We start from the raw sequence: 14,774 nt of genomic DNA, 5'->3' as shown, positions 1-14,774 counted from the left end.
CATCACCACACATCAGTAAGTACGAATCTTCGGCGGGAAGGGATCACGCAGCTTCGGCTGCATGTTCACCGCACGACGTGTCATGGTTTCAGATTGCGGCAGGTACAGGGAATGACACAGCCAGTTCGCATCATCACGATCCGGATAGTCAAAACGGCTGTGCGCACCACGGCTTTCAGTACGGAAGTTAGCGGCCATTGCAGTGGAATACGCCGTTTCCATCAGGTTATCCAGCTCCAGACACTCAATGCGCTGGGTGTTGAATTCTGATGAGGTGTCATCCAGACGCGCGTACTGCAGGCGCTCTTTAATGGCTTTCAGTTCTTCCAGTCCTTTGGCCATTGCATCCCCTTCGCGGAATACCGAGAAGTTGTGCTGCATGCAGGATTGCAGGGCCTTGCGGATAGCAACCGGATCCTCACCGCTGCGGGTGTTGTTCCAGCGGTTCAGACGCACCAGCGCCGCATCAACATCCGATTCACCGGCATCACGCATTGCGCCCTGCTCCAGAATGGATTCTTTCAGATGCAGACCGGCTGAACGGCCGAAGACCACCAGGTCAAGCAGTGAGTTACCGCCGAGGCGGTTTGCGCCGTGAACAGAAACACAGGCAATTTCACCGACCGCGAACAGACCCGGCACCAGCACATCCTCACCCTGCTCATTCATGGTCACAACCTGACCGGTGACTTTGGTCGGGATGCCGCCCATCATATAGTGGCAGGTCGGGATAACCGGAATTGGCTCTTTGACCGGATCGACGTGGGCGAATGTCCGTGACAGTTCCAGAATACCCGGCAGACGGGATTCCAGCACCTCTTTGCCCAGATGGTCGAGTTTCAGTTTGGCATGCGGTCCCCACGGACCGTCACAACCCCGCCCTTCGCGGATTTCGATCATAATGGAACGGGCAACCACGTCACGCCCGGCAAGATCTTTGGCGTTCGGTGCATAGCGCTCCATAAAGCGCTCACCATCTTTATTGAGCAGATAACCGCCCTCACCACGGCAGCCTTCAGTGACCAGCACCCCGGCACCGGCAATCCCGGTCGGGTGGAACTGCCACATTTCCATATCCTGCAGCGGAATACCGGCACGGACCGCCATACCGACACCATCACCGGTGTTGATATGGGCGTTGGTGGTGGACTGATAGATACGCCCTGCACCACCGGTCGCCAGAATCGTGGCTTTGGCTTTGAAATAGACCACTTCACCGGTTTCGATACAGATAGCGGTGGTCCCCATAATGGCGCCGTCCTGGTTTTTCACCAGATCGAGGGCATACCATTCGGAGAAAATCGTGGTGTGATTTTTCAGGTTCTGCTGATACAGCGTATGCAGCAGTGCGTGACCGGTACGGTCAGCCGCAGCGGCAGTACGGGCTGCCTGCTCGCCCCCGAAATCTTTGGATTGTCCGCCGAACGGACGCTGATAAATACTGCCGTCGTCCAGACGGGAGAACGGTAACCCCATGTGCTCCAGTTCCAGCACCGCTTCCGGGCCGGTTTTACACATGTATTCGATAGCGTCCTGGTCACCGATGTAATCCGACCCTTTTACGGTGTCGTACATGTGCCATTCCCAGTTATCCGGATGGGTATTCCCCAGCGCCACCGTGATACCGCCCTGGGCGGATACGGTATGAGAGCGGGTCGGGAATACTTTGGATAACAGGGCGCAGGACAGGCCGGACTGAGAAATCTGAAGTGCCGCGCGCATACCTGCGCCGCCTGCACCGATAACAACTGCATCAAACTCTCTGACAGGTAAGCTCATTTAGACACCCCACACAATGATTGAACCGTAAATGACATAAGCCGCCAGTACAATAATGACAATAAATTGCAGCAGCAGGCGCAGGCTCAGGCACTTGACGTAATCCGTCAGTACCTGCCATAACCCGACCCAGGCATGGGCGAGAACGGCGATCAGTGTCAGGGTGGTGAACACCTGAGTGAATGATGCGGTAAAGAAGCGGTACCAGACGTCATAAGTGATGTCGGAGGTAAAAGCTACAAAACCGATGAGGTAGAGTACATAAAGTGTAATCACAATGGCGCTGGCACGCAGAATTAACCAATCCTGTATCCCGTTACGGCCGAGCGTGGTCGCACTGATTTTTGAATTTTTCACCATACCAGAACCCCCGCCAACACGGCTAAAATCACAGTCAGAACCATGGAAATCTTCGCGGATGAAATGCCGGCAGCCAGCGTTTCATCAACAACTCCGAAATCCATTAACATGTGACGAATACCACCGCAGATGTGGTAAGCCAATGCAGTGAGGATGCCCCAGAGGATAAACTTCGCGAAGAAACCGCTCATGATATCAGCAGCCTGCGCAAACCCTTCCGGCGAGGACAGCGACAGCCCTAACAGCCACAGCAGAATCGCTACAGCAATAAAGGTAATGACGCCTGAGACACGGTGTAAAATTGAAGCGATTGCAGGGATCGGAAAGTGGATCGTCTGCAAGTCTAAATTGACAGGTCGTTGTTTTTTCACAATTTTGCCCACACAGCTCTTTATTATTTTTCCTTCCTCCGGACCCGGGCGGAAATCAGACAGCGCTGGGGTAATAAGAAAAATCCTTAAGTAAAATCCACATCCGTATTGTTTTACAAAAGTAATGATTCAGTTACGCTGGGTGCTCCTGCTTCAGGGAATTCCGGAGACCTTGGGGCAGTATATGGACTTCACAATATGATTACAATTCCCATACAAAATGTTTGGTCAGATTTAGCCAGAACAGTGAATAAGATCACGGTTCACACAATAAAAACGCCCATTATTATTACTTGTGACATTTTGACAACATTTGGGTCACAAAGTATGGTTAAATACAAAAATTAAAACGACAATTACCGGCAAGAAAGACTTCCCGTAAGTGCAAACTTATGCAAAAGTGTAACTTGCAAAAAATGCACAATATCTTGCTGTACAACATAACTTTTATCGCAACACAAAGTTTCATTAACAATCTGATAACCCATCATGCGCCGTACCGGATAACGTAATACCAGGTACGGTATCCATTCAGGTAACGCATCAGTGGTTATCACAAAAGATTGCAAAACAAATAATAAATGCGCTAAGGAGACCTACATGTCTAATACAAAGGCGGAGCTGACACTAAACGGCGTCAGGGTTACAGATCTGGATATTCTGAGCCCGACTCTCGGCCAGCCCGTGGTTGATGTCCGGACGCTCGGCGGGAAAGGCTACTATACCTTTGACCCCGGTTTCACCTCCACTGCGTCCTGTGAATCAAAAATCACGTATATCGACGGTGATCAAGGTATCCTGTTACATCGCGGCTTCCCGATAGAAGAGCTGGCGATGAAATCTGATTATCTGGAAGTGTGCTATATCCTGCTGTACGGCGAAGCACCTGACCAGAAAGAGTATGACGAATTTAAAGAAACCGTTAAACGCCACACCATGATCCACGAGCAGATCACCCGCTTATTCAACGGGTTCCGCCGTGACTCTCACCCGATGGCCGTGCTCTGCGGCGTCACCGGCGCACTGGCGGCGTTCTACCATGATTCGCTGGATGTGAATAATCCGCGCCACCGCGAAATTGCGGCCTACCGTCTGCTCTCCAAAATGCCGACTGTCGCGGCAATGTGTTACAAATATTCTGTCGGGCAGCCGTTTGTCTATCCGAAGAACAATCTTTCCTACGCCGCTAACTTCCTGCGTATGATGTTTGCCACCCCGTGTGAAGAGTATGTGGTCAATCCGGTGCTGGAACGTGCCATGGACAGAATCCTGATCCTGCACGCAGACCACGAACAGAACGCCTCTACTTCCACTGTCCGGACCGCCGGTTCTTCCGGTGCCAACCCGTTCGCCTGTATCGCAGCCGGTATTGCCTCCCTGTGGGGACCTGCTCACGGCGGCGCGAACGAAGCCTGCCTGCGTATGCTGGAAGAGATCCAGACGGTCGATCACATCCCGGCCTTTATTGAGCGCGCGAAAGATAAAAATGACTCTTTCCGTCTGATGGGCTTCGGTCACCGCGTGTACAAAAACCATGATCCGCGTGCCAAAGTGATGCGCGAAACCTGTCACGAAGTGCTGAACGAACTGGGCCTGAATGACAGCCTGCTGGAAGTGGCGATGGAGCTGGAACGTATCGCACTGAACGACCCGTACTTCATTGAGAAAAAACTCTACCCGAACGTGGATTTCTACTCCGGTATCATCCTGAAAGCACTGGGTATTCCGTCAAATATGTTCACGGTGATCTTTGCCATCGGCCGCACCATCGGCTGGATCGCCCACTGGAGCGAAATGCACGACGACGGCCTGAAAATTGCCCGTCCGCGCCAGCTTTATACCGGTTACACTGAGCGTCCGTTTGAAACCAAAGTCACCAAACGCTGTTCATCGTGACAATACCGTATCAATCCTTATAAAACCCTCTCCGGAGGGTTTTTTTATGCATTTTTAACTCCGGACTATTCATTTACCCATATATTCACCGGGTGTTTTCCCGGTCATCTTACGGAAGAAAGAGACAAACGCGCTGTCACTGGCAAATCCGAGCGCCTGTGCAATATCACTGCTGCGGTATTTTTTCGCCAAAAGTTCAACAGATTTTATTAATCGCCACTGCTGCCGCCACTGCTGGTAACTCATACCGGTTTCCCGCCGGAAAATCCGGGTGATCGTCTTTTCCCCGGCACCGCAGCGGGATGCCAGTTCATTAAGCGGCGGCGGCAGTATCCGGGTATCCAGGGTTTTCAGCCGCCGGTCCGACGGCAGTGGTAACTGCATATCTTCCCGCCCGGCCAGCAACAGCTCATCCAGAAACACCGCCAGCAGATGCTGTAAGCGGGGTTGTGTCCAATTACTGTCAAACGGCAGCCCGGCAAAGAGAAACAGGATCTCACGCAGCAGCGGCGATACGCCGAAAATTTCACAGGTCGGCGGCAGACAGGCACTGAGCCGGGCATCCGGATACAGCGAGCGGTAACCGACAGCCTCAAACATCTGCGCGCGGTGCAGCATCTGCGGCGGGATCCACGCCACCCGCGTCGGTGGCAGAACAGAGAGCGTGTCCGTCAGGGTGATCTGAATCGCCCCCCGTTCGGTAAACAGCAATTGTCCGCGCTGATGGCGGTGAAAACCGGAATCATGCTGTGCCGCCATCTCTGCGGCAATGCCAATCAGTGGTGCGGAATAGCTGTCCGCATCAAATGCATCACTTTGCTTCAGCCACGCCATATTGTCCCTTTTGATAAACAGAATGTCCTTATTATTATAATAAGACATCCCGCCTTTTGCTAATCTGCGTCCCGTTCATTTCAGTTACAAAAAAGGGGGACAAAATGACAATACAAAAACCCGCATTAACACTTGCCGTTGCCCTGATGATGTTTCCGCAGATAGCGGAAACCATCTACAGCCCGGCGCTGACGGATATCGCACAAGGATTCGGCGTCAGTGCAGCGCAGGCAGGACAGACACTGTCCCTGTACTTTTTCGCCTTTGCACTCGGTGTGGTCACCTGGGGACGTTTATGTGATATCGCCGGGCGCAGACGCACCATGCTGAGCGGTCTGATACTTTACGCTGCCGCCTCCTGTGGTGCGGTTATCACGCAGGATTTCAGTGTGTTACTGATCCTGCGGATGCTGTCTGCTTTCGGGGCGGCGGTCGGCTCAGTCGGCACGCAAACCATCATGCGCGACTGTTACCGTGGTGATGAGCTGGCAAAAGTGTTTTCTGTCATGGGAATAGCACTGGCTGTCAGTCCGGCACTGGGGATGTTCAGCGGCGCGGTACTGACCGCTTTTGCCGGTTATCAGGGCGTCTTTACCGGACTTGCCGTACTGGCGGTGACGCTGCTGGCATGGACAGCACTCCGGTTACCGGAAACACGTCCGGCACATATCGCGTCCGTTTCACTGCCGGAAACAGCCGGTCGTATGCTGTGTGACCGCTTTATTCTGCGCAACGTGCTGCTGATTGCCTTTCTGAATATCAGCCTGTTCAGTTACTACCAGTTAGCGCCGTTTTATTTCAGCAGGCTGGGTTTCACACAACAGGAATTCGGTTACAGCGGATTACTGCTCGCACTTGGTGTGGCCGCCGGCTCTGTGATCAACCGTGCCCTGCTTAAACGCGGATGGCACAACCATTCACTGATCCGTCTTGCTGCCATCATCGGTATGGTCAGCGCTGCTGCGGTCTGGCTGTTGTCCGGATCGATTTTATTTGTGCTGCCGGTGACAGGTATCGTGATTTGTTACGGGCTCGCCATTCCGAATATTCTTGCCGGTGTGTTACAGGATTACCGTGACCGTCTCGGCACTGCCGGTGCGCTGCTCGGTCTGATGTATTACCTGCTGATTGGCGGCGGTCTGGCACTGGCCGGGCTGAGTCAGAATCTCGGTATGTCACTGTGTGTCTGTGCTGCGGGGACACTGCTCTGCGCACCGCGCAAGGCTGTACAACATACATAAACAACGCAGTAAAAAGCCGGTCTTCTGACCGGCTTTTTATGTTACTGATTATGCAGGATTCGGGATATCCACAAAAATGACATCCAGTCCGTGTGTTTTCTGCAACCATTCACCCAGAGCACGGATCCCGCCGCGCTCGGTGGCATGGTGACCGGCAGCAAAGAAGTGCATCCCGCATTCACGGGCGATATGAATTGTCTGCTCTGACACCTCGCCGGTGACAAAGCCGTCAAGCCCCGCATCTGCGGCGGCCTGAATAAAACCCTGACCGCCGCCGGTACACCAGCCCAGCGTTTTAATCTGAGCAGGCGCATTATCCCCGCAATGCAGAATTTCCCGATCCAGCCCCTGCTGTAAACGCTGCGCCAGTTCCTCACCGCTGACCGGCTGCGCGAACTCGCCGTACGGAAGCAGCGAATCAACCTGTCCGGTGACCGTGACCCCCATCAGTTGCGCCAGTTTCGCGTTATTACCCAGCTCCGGATGCGCATCCAGCGGCAGGTGATAACCGTATAAATTCATATCGTTACACAGCAGTGTTTTGATTCGGCGCTGCTTCATGCCCCGGATACTGACCGGCTCGTTTTTCCAGAAATAGCCGTGATGTACCAGAACTGCATCGGCATTCAGTCTCACCGCTTCATCCAGCAATGCCTGACAGGCGGTCACGCCGGTCACCACGCGCTGAACCTGTTTACGCCCTTCAACCTGTAAACCGTTCGGGGCATAATCCTGAAATTCCTGTACTGCCAGCTTTTCATTAATAATCTGTTCTAATTCAATATGATTCATACATTTTTCCTGTCCGTGCGGATAGATTTACCATACCTTCCCTGCCCGCCAATAGCAATTTGCAGGCATAAAAAAACGCCCCGCGATAACATCGCCGGGCGTCTCTTTTGCTTTCCGGATGCCGGTATCAGTGCTGCTGAGTGCTGCTTACCGCATTTTCTGAACGTGCCAGCCAGACCGGTTTATCACTTGTCTTGGACCACACGCGGTACAGATAGCTCCAGAAGCGGGCGCGATCCCGGTAGAACAGCATAAACGGGAACGCCAGGATACCTAAAGATACTGCACCGGTACGGCGCAAGAGAACCTTATGCAACGGATATGCCTGAAATGTTGACATTGAGACCCTCCTTAATAACGGATTATCGCAAAATGGCAATAATCACCGAATGTATTTCGCTTCCATATTAGCCCGTTTGGTGAAACTTTACCACTCATCTGACCACTTATCCCCGGTATGATACGCACGAAATGCCTCTTTCCCGTAATTAAATTACAAAATTGTTATTTTTTATCATTTTGATAACATTTTTATATTTTAAAATTAGACTAACACAGTAATGAAAATGCCTCATGATATTCACACCACTAATTGATAATGGGAATTATTTATTATGAGTGCCTGGCTGGTTTATGCCCTGCTGTCTGCTATCAGTGCCGCCATGGTTGCGGTCTTCGGGAAAATGGGGTTACAGCATCTGGATGCCAATACCGCAACCGCAATCCGCGCCGTCATTATGGCGTTGTTTTTAGTCGGTGTAGTCATCGTTCAGGGAAAACTGAATTTAATCAGTGAAATAATCGAAAATCGTAAAGCGCTGTTCTTTATTGCGCTGAGCGGTATTGCCGGTGCGCTTTCCTGGCTGTTCTATTTTATGGCGATAAAAAACGGGCAGGTTTCACAGGTTGCCCCGATTGATAAACTGAGTGTGGTCTTTGCCGTCATTTTGGCTGTGATCCTGTTCGGTGAAAAAATATCCCTGATTGCCGCAGGCGGCGTTGCGCTGATCACGCTCGGTGCGCTGATGGTTGCACTGGGGTAAAGCAGGCAAAAAAAACGCGGAGGGAAAGATCCGCTCCGCGCTGCTTTTCCGGGGGAATGCGTCAGTCCGCAATCACCTGGTTAACTATTTCAATCGCTTCTTTTTCTATCTGTGCCAGATGTTCCGGTCCCCGGAAACTTTCACAATAGATTTTATAGGCATCTTCCGTACCGGAAGGACGCGCGGCAAACCACCCCTGCTCACTCATGATTTTCAGGCCGCCGATCGACGCGCCGTTACCCGGCGCGGCTGTCAGGCGGGCGGTGATCGGATCACCGGCCAGGGTATCAGCGGTCACCATTTCCGGAGACAGTTTCGACAACCGGGACTTTTCCGCGTGACTGGCTGCTGCCTGGATCCGGCTGTAGCACGGCGAACCGAATTTTTCCGCCAGATCATCATAATGCTGCTGCGGGTTTTTGCCGGTCACAGCGGTCAGCTCGGCGGCCAGCAGGCAGAGGATAATACCGTCTTTATCGGTTGACCACGGTGTACCGTCAAAGCGCAGGAAAGAAGCCCCCGCGCTCTCTTCACCGCCGAAGCCCAGCGTACCGTTATACAGCCCGTCCACAAACCACTTGAACCCGACCGGCACTTCCACCAGATCACGCTGTAAATCAGCGACCACGCGGTCAATCATTGCGCTGGACACCAGGGTTTTGCCGACACCGACAGAAGCCGGCCACTCCGGACGGTGCTGAAATAAATAGTTAATCGCCACCGCCAGATAATGGTTCGGATTCATCAGCCCTTTCGGCGTCACAATCCCGTGACGGTCGTAATCCGGGTCATTGGCGAAGGCCAGTGAGAAGCGATCACGCATGCTGAGCAGCCCTGCCATGGCCCATTTTGAGGAGCAATCCATACGGATAACCCCGTCGTGATCCAGCGGCATAAAGCGGAATGTCTGATCCACCTGCTCATTGACCAGTTCAATATCCAGATCATAAAAATCACGGATGCGTTTCCAGTACTCAATCCCGGCACCGCCCAGCGGATCCACGCCGATTTTGAGTTTCGCGTTACGGATAGCATCCATGTTGATCACCTCACTGAGCGAGCTGACATACGGCTCAATCAGGTTCACCGCAGTAACCAGCGGGCTGCACAGGGCATCAGACACCGGCATCTGTTTCACCTGCGCCATATTACCGGCCAGCAGCACATTGGCACGCTTTTCGATCACAGAGGTGAGGTCAGTATCTGCCGGGCCGCCGGTCGGCGGATTATATTTGATGCCGCCATCTTCCGGCGGGTTGTGCGACGGGGTGATAACAATGCCGTCCGCTTTATCAGTATGATCGCGGTTGTAAGTCAGAATGGCATGAGACACCGCCGGTGTCGGGGTGAAGCCATTGTTTTCCTGAATAATAACGCGGACACCATTTGCTGCCAGTACGGATAACACCGTCTGAAACGCCGCTTCAGAGAGGGCGTGAGTATCTTTGCCCACATAGCACGGCCCGGTAATGCCCTGCTGCTGACGGATTTCAGCGATTGCCTGAGTGACCGCCAGAATATGTGCTTCATTGAAACTGCCGCGCGCCGCACTGCCGCGGTGGCCGGAAGTCCCGAATCTGACCTGCTGTGCCGGATCCGCCGCATCAGGTGCAAGGGTATAATACTGAGAGGTTAGCTGCGCCACATTGATTAAATCGGATTGTTGCGCAGGCTGACCAGCCCGCGGGTGCGTATGAGCCACTGTGTCATTCTCCCCTGATTATGCCGTCACCGGCAGATAAATACCCCTTACAGGGTATTGCAGACTTTCTCGACAGTGTTTGCCGGGAAGCCCATTCCCTGCATAATCTGTTCTACCATGCTCTGCTTGCGCTGAGTATTGGTGTTGGTGATAACCCAGAACGGCGTGCCCGGAATGTGGCGCGGCTTGCTGGTCTTACCGCTGGCCAGCAGCGTGTGCTCATCACCGGCAAAATAGACGCGGGTGCGGCCATGGAGCTCATCAGTGCTTTTGCTGAACCCTTGCGGATCAATATTATACAGTGCGGATAACACCAGCATAAAACGGTCGATGGTTTTCTTTTTCTCTGCATAACTGTCAGATAACAGCAGTTCGCGCATGACCCTGACCGGATCCTGAGAAACGGTTTTTACCGGGCGCGGGGTGACCGGCGGGGTTTTATTCTCAGCGCGGTCAGTTGCAGCAGGCGCGCAGGTGGCACCCGGCGTCTGTGGCCCTAAATTCAGCATACGGCGTAAAATTACCGATGCGCTTTCACCAATGTGCTGTGTGTGGCTGGCAATATAACTGTAAAGTTCTTCATCTACATCGATTGTTTTCATTTCTACCCGGTTCTTTTATTCGTTAACGCGGAACATCTTATTATAAGATAGAAAATCGCAAAACAAAACAAGTAAAATTTCAATAACTTAAACTAAAAATCACCGCGGTTTTCCCCATCCGGCATTTAAAAAACAAATCAGTAAGTTATCGTTTCCGGACACACAATCAGTCAAAGAAACATTTACTTAACATGTTGGTTTCCGGAGTCTGCCGTGTCATCATAACCACCTGTTTTGCTCTGCGGATCGGTTATTACTATGAAATTACCTGCATTACTTCATCATGAAATATTCACGCCTGAAATATCACATCACACCACACCCATTGTTCTGATCCACGGTTTGTTCGGGGATCTGCATAATCTCGGGGTGCTCGGCCGTGAACTGCGGAAAACGCATACCGTGGTACAGATTGATGTCCGTAACCACGGCGATTCACCACGCGCACAAACCATGACGTACCGGGAAATGGCACAGGATGTGCTCGACCTTATCCGCTCCCTGCATTTCGGGAAAGTCATTGTGATTGGCCATTCTATGGGCGGAAAAATCGCCATGGCGCTGGCTGCACTGGCTCCGGATGTGACTGAAAAACTGGTTGTTATTGATATGGCACCGGTTGCTTACGGTGTGCGCCGTCATGATGAGATTATCGCGGCACTGGAAGACGTTACCGCCGCCGGTGTCACTACCCGCACGGAAGCGACCACAATCATGGCTCAGCGTATCCGTGAGGACGGTGTCATTCCGTTTTTGCTGAAATCCTTTAAGCAGGGAGAATGGAAATTCAACCTGCCGGTTATCAAAGCACAGTATGAGTCCATCATCGGCTGGGAAACCCTGCCGCCACAACAGGTTCCGCTGCTGCTTATCCCGGGGGGGAATTCATCGTATGTGAAACCGGAATACCGCGACACGATTATGGCGCAGTTCCCGCAGGCAACCGCGCATGTGATAGCCGGATGCGGTCACTGGGTACACGCTGAAAAACCGGAGGCCGTTTTACGCGCCATCAGCCGCTTCCTGGATAAAGCCTGACAGCAGTGCCGCCGTCACGGTGGCATCATTTACTGACGAAAGCTCAGTATCCGGTTGTCAGTGTCACTCTCCTGCCACCAGGCCACGACCGCACGAACCTGGTGTCTGACATCCTGCCCCGGCAAATCAAAACAGATATCCAGCAGGCAGCAACCGGATAAAATCAGACACAGATACTGAAGCGGACGAATAAGTACCACCAGTATCTGCTTTATTTTACTGCCGGTATCGTGTTTTCTGTGCGACATCTGCGATAACACCGCCGGTTTTGAGATACGATCCATGTGCGCGTCCTCTGTTGTTCCCTTGCTGAAAATACATACTACGGAATACCTGCCCTCAAAAATACTCTGTTATCCTGATATGAAACCTCTCTTTTTTCTAATATATTCATAATGATAATTACAAAAGAGAAAGCATCAATCCGACTTATAATCCGCAGTAACACTGCCGCCGTGCGGTGCGATGTTAATCAATCGTCACAAAATCCGCAGCAACAGACCGTGAAGCGGTGGCGGTAAGCGGGATGGCGGTGTATCATTGCGCGTTTATCATTGTAATCCGCCTTTTCGTAGTAAAATTATGGCCAAAGAACAAACGGATCGTACCACGCTGGATTTGTTCGCTGACGAACGCCGGCCCGGGCGCCCGAAAACAAACCCGCTCTCCCGTGATGAGCAGTTGCGGATTAACAAACGCAATCAGCTGCGGCGTGACAAAGTTAACGGATTACGCCGCGTTGAGCTCAAACTGAATGCGGATATTGTCGATGCCCTGAATCAGCTGGCATACGAAGAAAACGTGAACCGGGGCGAACTTATCGAGCAAATTCTGCTTGATTACCTTCAGCGTTCAGATTTATGCACCAAATTGTGAGACGACACACCACACAAATTTGACAGACTTCAAATACTGTTTTCGTCAGAATAGTATTTATGAAGATGAAATAGTTATAATTTCTGCTTGTTGTCGCTGCGGCGTCCTTTTGCAGGCACAGAGATTTTCGGTTGAGAGGCTTATTTATGGCAATCGCAGGTATATTTTTTGGTAGTGACACCGGTAACACAGAAAATATCGCTAAAATGATTCAGAAATTACTCGGCGATGACGTTGCTGAAGTCCGGGATGTTGCCAAGTGCAGCAAAGAGGACATCGAAGGGTTTGATTTCTTACTGCTGGGTATCCCGACCTGGTATTACGGCGAAGCACAGTGTGACTGGGATGATTTCTTCCCGACGCTGGAAGAAATTGATTTTAACGGTAAAATTGTGGCTATCTTCGGTTGTGGTGACCAGGAGGATTACGCGGAGTATTTCTGTGACGCCATGGGCACCATCCGTGACATCATTGAACCGCGCGGTGCAACCATTGTGGGTCACTGGCCGACGGAAGGCTACCACTTTGAAGAATCAAAAGGCCTGGCGGATGACAGTCACTTTATTGGTCTGGCCATTGATGAAGATCGCCAGCCGGAGCTGACTAACGATCGCGTGGCAAAATGGGTTGAGCAGATCCGCGAAGAAATGAGTCTCGATGAGATTCTGGCAATTTAAGGTTTTCCCTTAAATTGCGAATGATAATTCTGCTTATTTATGTAATGATATTATTATCCGGTCCGGTATCGGTCAGGCGTATCGCACCTGACACTTTTTGATAGCCGGGCATTGTGTTCAGCCGTTGAGCGTTTTCCTTAGCATATGCTCACCAGCGACAATATAGGACTAAATCCGCATGACCGATAACAATAAAGCATTGAAAAATGCAGGACTGAAAGTCACACTTCCCCGCCTGAAGATTCTGGAAGTGTTGCAGGATCCGGAGTGCCACCACGTCAGTGCGGAAGATCTCTACAAAAAACTGATCGATATCGGTGAAGAGATTGGGCTTGCCACTGTCTACCGCGTTCTGAACCAGTTTGATGACGCCGGTATTGTCACCCGTCATAACTTTGAAGGCGGCAAATCCGTTTTTGAACTGACCCAGCAGCAGCACCACGATCACCTGATCTGCCTGGATTGCGGTAAAGTGATTGAGTTTAGTGATGAATCCATTGAATCACGTCAGAAAAATATCGCGGAACGCCACGGTATCAAACTCACCAACCACAGCCTGTACCTGTACGGCCATTGTGCGGATGGTGACTGCCGTTCTGATGAAGGTATCCACGACGAGAAAAAATAATTCTCTCCGCTGACCGTTTTATGAAAAAGGCGCTATTGCGCCTTTTTTATTGCACACAGAAACCCTCCGGCCAGGCCGGGGGATATTTATTACCGTTTTTCAGGCTTCGGATTTAAGACGGGCCAGAATCGACAAATTCCGTGCATTCCCGGCAGCCCGGGCAGATTTATCGTCATCTCTTGTTATTTGATAGACCCATTTTTTGACATGCTGATAAACAGCCCGCGGAAAATCATCCTGACTATCATCTTGGTTTAAACCAATCAGTTTTAGTGCTCCGAGCAACGCGGGATTTTGCTTCAGAAACTCGTTTTCGCTGCTGAGTACTGAATCAGCCGTTCTGTCAGGCTCAGATCCGACAGAGAAATGATGAAACTCAGAGACAATATCATTCCCGGCATACTTCATCGACAAAAGCAGATGGCATACATCGCCGGGATTAACAGTACTGCGGTTTTCCGGGACGATTTCCTGAGTCGTATCGTGACACCTGATTTCACTATCCCCTATTTTGAAACAGGAACCATGATTGTCATCGAATTGCCAGGTTAGTAAATTCTGCCATGCAGCTGATACGTACTGCTTCAGTTCAGCAAATAAGGCCAGTTGTTGTGCCGCTGTGTCCGCACGAGCCAGACGAAACAGAGCGAGCTTCGCAGCCTCTTTTTGTGTGCCAAGGAACCAGTCTGCGATTTTTCCCCGCAGGCTGGTCACCTCTTTCTCATGGTTGGCTGTTATACATGCAGAAATATCATTTTCGGTTATGGCGCAATGATACCGGAATCTGCTGGTAAGATGGATATCCATAGTGACCACCATTGAATGTAACGGATTGGAATTTGTATGAAACCGGGAAAAAACTAACGTATAGCCGGTAACAGGGCATCACCACTTTGTGTCAGAGGAAATCGTCCGGAATATACATTAATTATAAA

General features: G+C 51.4%; 17 protein-coding genes. 7 read left to right on the top strand and 10 right to left on the bottom strand.

The features are described from left to right. Window positions 1–12 precede the first annotated feature (12 nt). The 3 genes from sdhA to sdhC are packed head-to-tail and all read right to left on the bottom strand — an operon-like array spanning window position 13 to window position 2,522. Window positions 13–1,779 carry a succinate dehydrogenase flavoprotein subunit gene (gene sdhA, locus ACF8OF_RS06060; RefSeq protein WP_392496035.1) on the bottom strand — a complete coding sequence of 589 codons (1,767 nt, stop codon included), beginning with the start codon at window positions 1,777–1,779 and terminating at the stop codon, window positions 13–15. Beyond that, entirely contained in the window at window positions 1,780–2,139 is a 360-nt protein-coding gene (sdhD, locus tag ACF8OF_RS06055) for a succinate dehydrogenase, hydrophobic membrane anchor protein (protein ID WP_262861076.1), read from the bottom strand. Next, window positions 2,133–2,522, bottom strand: a complete 390-nt coding sequence (sdhC, locus tag ACF8OF_RS06050; RefSeq protein WP_025153457.1) for a succinate dehydrogenase cytochrome b556 subunit — start codon at window positions 2,520–2,522, stop codon at window positions 2,133–2,135. Before sdhC ends, sdhD begins: the two co-directional genes overlap by 7 nt. Before the next feature lie 588 nt (window positions 2,523–3,110). Between sdhC and ACF8OF_RS06045 the strand changes: the two genes are divergently transcribed. Continuing rightward, complete coding sequence (locus ACF8OF_RS06045; RefSeq protein ID WP_025153458.1) at window positions 3,111–4,406, top strand: citrate synthase; 1,296 nt, start codon at window positions 3,111–3,113, stop codon at window positions 4,404–4,406. A gap of 69 nt (window positions 4,407–4,475) precedes the next feature. On the opposite strand, the gene ACF8OF_RS06040 is transcribed toward ACF8OF_RS06045, so the two are convergent. Continuing rightward, a complete protein-coding gene (locus tag ACF8OF_RS06040) occupies window positions 4,476–5,240 on the bottom strand; it encodes an AraC family transcriptional regulator (protein WP_392496034.1) in 765 nt (254 codons plus the stop codon). A 104-nt stretch (window positions 5,241–5,344) separates the two neighbouring features. Between ACF8OF_RS06040 and ACF8OF_RS06035 the strand changes: the two genes are divergently transcribed. Further along, entirely contained in the window at window positions 5,345–6,481 is a 1,137-nt protein-coding gene (locus tag ACF8OF_RS06035; protein ID WP_392496033.1) for a multidrug effflux MFS transporter, read from the top strand. 48 nt (window positions 6,482–6,529) lie between these two features. On the opposite strand, the gene ACF8OF_RS06030 is transcribed toward ACF8OF_RS06035, so the two are convergent. Both ACF8OF_RS06030 and ACF8OF_RS06025 read right to left on the bottom strand, forming a co-directional pair. Beyond that, a complete protein-coding gene (locus ACF8OF_RS06030; RefSeq protein ID WP_392496031.1) occupies window positions 6,530–7,273 on the bottom strand; it encodes a type 2 GTP cyclohydrolase I in 744 nt (247 codons plus the stop codon). Between the two features lie 127 nt (window positions 7,274–7,400). Continuing rightward, window positions 7,401–7,613: a YbfA family protein gene (locus tag ACF8OF_RS06025; RefSeq protein ID WP_024474161.1), complete on the bottom strand. Its 213-nt coding sequence runs from the start codon at window positions 7,611–7,613 to the stop codon at window positions 7,401–7,403. A gap of 274 nt (window positions 7,614–7,887) precedes the next feature. Here ACF8OF_RS06025 and ACF8OF_RS06020 point away from each other — a divergent pair, with 274 nt between their 5' ends. Further along, window positions 7,888–8,316, top strand: a complete 429-nt coding sequence (locus ACF8OF_RS06020) for an EamA family transporter (RefSeq protein ID WP_279798168.1) — start codon at window positions 7,888–7,890, stop codon at window positions 8,314–8,316. A gap of 61 nt (window positions 8,317–8,377) precedes the next feature. On the opposite strand, the gene pgm is transcribed toward ACF8OF_RS06020, so the two are convergent. Both pgm and seqA read right to left on the bottom strand, forming a co-directional pair. Then, window positions 8,378–10,018, bottom strand: coding sequence for a phosphoglucomutase (alpha-D-glucose-1,6-bisphosphate-dependent) (gene pgm / locus ACF8OF_RS06015; protein WP_392496029.1), 1,641 nt, complete (start codon window positions 10,016–10,018; stop codon window positions 8,378–8,380). Between the two features lie 47 nt (window positions 10,019–10,065). Next, window positions 10,066–10,620 (bottom strand): replication initiation negative regulator SeqA, encoded by a 555-nt coding sequence (seqA, locus tag ACF8OF_RS06010; RefSeq protein WP_262861070.1) that lies wholly within the window; start codon window positions 10,618–10,620, stop codon window positions 10,066–10,068. Window positions 10,621–10,878: 258 nt separating this feature from the next. On the opposite strand from seqA, the gene ACF8OF_RS06005 reads away from it, so the two are divergent. Beyond that, entirely contained in the window at window positions 10,879–11,658 is a 780-nt protein-coding gene (locus ACF8OF_RS06005; RefSeq protein WP_354621342.1) for an alpha/beta fold hydrolase, read from the top strand. A 29-nt stretch (window positions 11,659–11,687) separates the two neighbouring features. Here the strand turns inward: ACF8OF_RS06005 and ACF8OF_RS06000 are convergent, their stop codons facing one another. Continuing rightward, window positions 11,688–11,942, bottom strand: a complete 255-nt coding sequence (locus ACF8OF_RS06000) for a hypothetical protein (RefSeq protein WP_262861068.1) — start codon at window positions 11,940–11,942, stop codon at window positions 11,688–11,690. A gap of 298 nt (window positions 11,943–12,240) precedes the next feature. Here ACF8OF_RS06000 and ybfE point away from each other — a divergent pair, with 298 nt between their 5' ends. The 3 genes from ybfE (at window position 12,241) to fur (ending at window position 13,839) form a co-directional block, all read left to right on the top strand. Then, entirely contained in the window at window positions 12,241–12,534 is a 294-nt protein-coding gene (gene ybfE, locus ACF8OF_RS05995; protein ID WP_004235627.1) for a LexA regulated protein, read from the top strand. A gap of 146 nt (window positions 12,535–12,680) precedes the next feature. Beyond that, window positions 12,681–13,211, top strand: coding sequence for a flavodoxin FldA (gene fldA / locus ACF8OF_RS05990; RefSeq protein WP_392496028.1), 531 nt, complete (start codon window positions 12,681–12,683; stop codon window positions 13,209–13,211). 178 nt (window positions 13,212–13,389) lie between these two features. Beyond that, window positions 13,390–13,839 carry a ferric iron uptake transcriptional regulator gene (fur, locus tag ACF8OF_RS05985; protein ID WP_127377165.1) on the top strand — a complete coding sequence of 150 codons (450 nt, stop codon included), beginning with the start codon at window positions 13,390–13,392 and terminating at the stop codon, window positions 13,837–13,839. A 99-nt stretch (window positions 13,840–13,938) separates the two neighbouring features. Here the strand turns inward: fur and ACF8OF_RS05980 are convergent, their stop codons facing one another. Next, entirely contained in the window at window positions 13,939–14,646 is a 708-nt protein-coding gene (locus tag ACF8OF_RS05980) for a hypothetical protein (RefSeq protein ID WP_349467112.1), read from the bottom strand. Window positions 14,647–14,774: the final 128 nt, after the last annotated feature.

Origin of the sequence: Morganella sp. TYF_1, assembly GCF_043105645.1 — a bacterium.
GTDB classification, from domain to species: Bacteria; Pseudomonadota; Gammaproteobacteria; order Enterobacterales; family Enterobacteriaceae; genus Morganella; species Morganella morganii_B.
This window is presented reverse-complemented; position numbering and strand designations above follow the sequence as displayed.

Coding starts and splice junctions, on each gene's coding strand:
- sdhA (WP_392496035.1), bottom strand. CDS start 1,779: ATGAGCTTACCTGTCAGAGAGTTTGATGCAGTTGTTATCGGTGCAGGC.
- sdhD (WP_262861076.1), bottom strand. CDS start 2,139: ATGGTGAAAAATTCAAAAATCAGTGCGACCACGCTCGGCCGTAACGGG.
- ACF8OF_RS06045 (WP_025153458.1), top strand. CDS start 3,111: ATGTCTAATACAAAGGCGGAGCTGACACTAAACGGCGTCAGGGTTACA.
- ACF8OF_RS06040 (WP_392496034.1), bottom strand. CDS start 5,240: ATGGCGTGGCTGAAGCAAAGTGATGCATTTGATGCGGACAGCTATTCC.
- ACF8OF_RS06035 (WP_392496033.1), top strand. CDS start 5,345: ATGACAATACAAAAACCCGCATTAACACTTGCCGTTGCCCTGATGATG.
- ACF8OF_RS06030 (WP_392496031.1), bottom strand. CDS start 7,273: ATGAATCATATTGAATTAGAACAGATTATTAATGAAAAGCTGGCAGTA.
- ACF8OF_RS06025 (WP_024474161.1), bottom strand. CDS start 7,613: ATGTCAACATTTCAGGCATATCCGTTGCATAAGGTTCTCTTGCGCCGT.
- ACF8OF_RS06020 (WP_279798168.1), top strand. CDS start 7,888: ATGAGTGCCTGGCTGGTTTATGCCCTGCTGTCTGCTATCAGTGCCGCC.
- seqA (WP_262861070.1), bottom strand. CDS start 10,620: ATGAAAACAATCGATGTAGATGAAGAACTTTACAGTTATATTGCCAGC.
- ACF8OF_RS06005 (WP_354621342.1), top strand. CDS start 10,879: ATGAAATTACCTGCATTACTTCATCATGAAATATTCACGCCTGAAATA.
- ACF8OF_RS06000 (WP_262861068.1), bottom strand. CDS start 11,942: ATGGATCGTATCTCAAAACCGGCGGTGTTATCGCAGATGTCGCACAGA.
- ybfE (WP_004235627.1), top strand. CDS start 12,241: ATGGCCAAAGAACAAACGGATCGTACCACGCTGGATTTGTTCGCTGAC.
- fldA (WP_392496028.1), top strand. CDS start 12,681: ATGGCAATCGCAGGTATATTTTTTGGTAGTGACACCGGTAACACAGAA.
- fur (WP_127377165.1), top strand. CDS start 13,390: ATGACCGATAACAATAAAGCATTGAAAAATGCAGGACTGAAAGTCACA.
- ACF8OF_RS05980 (WP_349467112.1), bottom strand. CDS start 14,646: ATGGATATCCATCTTACCAGCAGATTCCGGTATCATTGCGCCATAACC.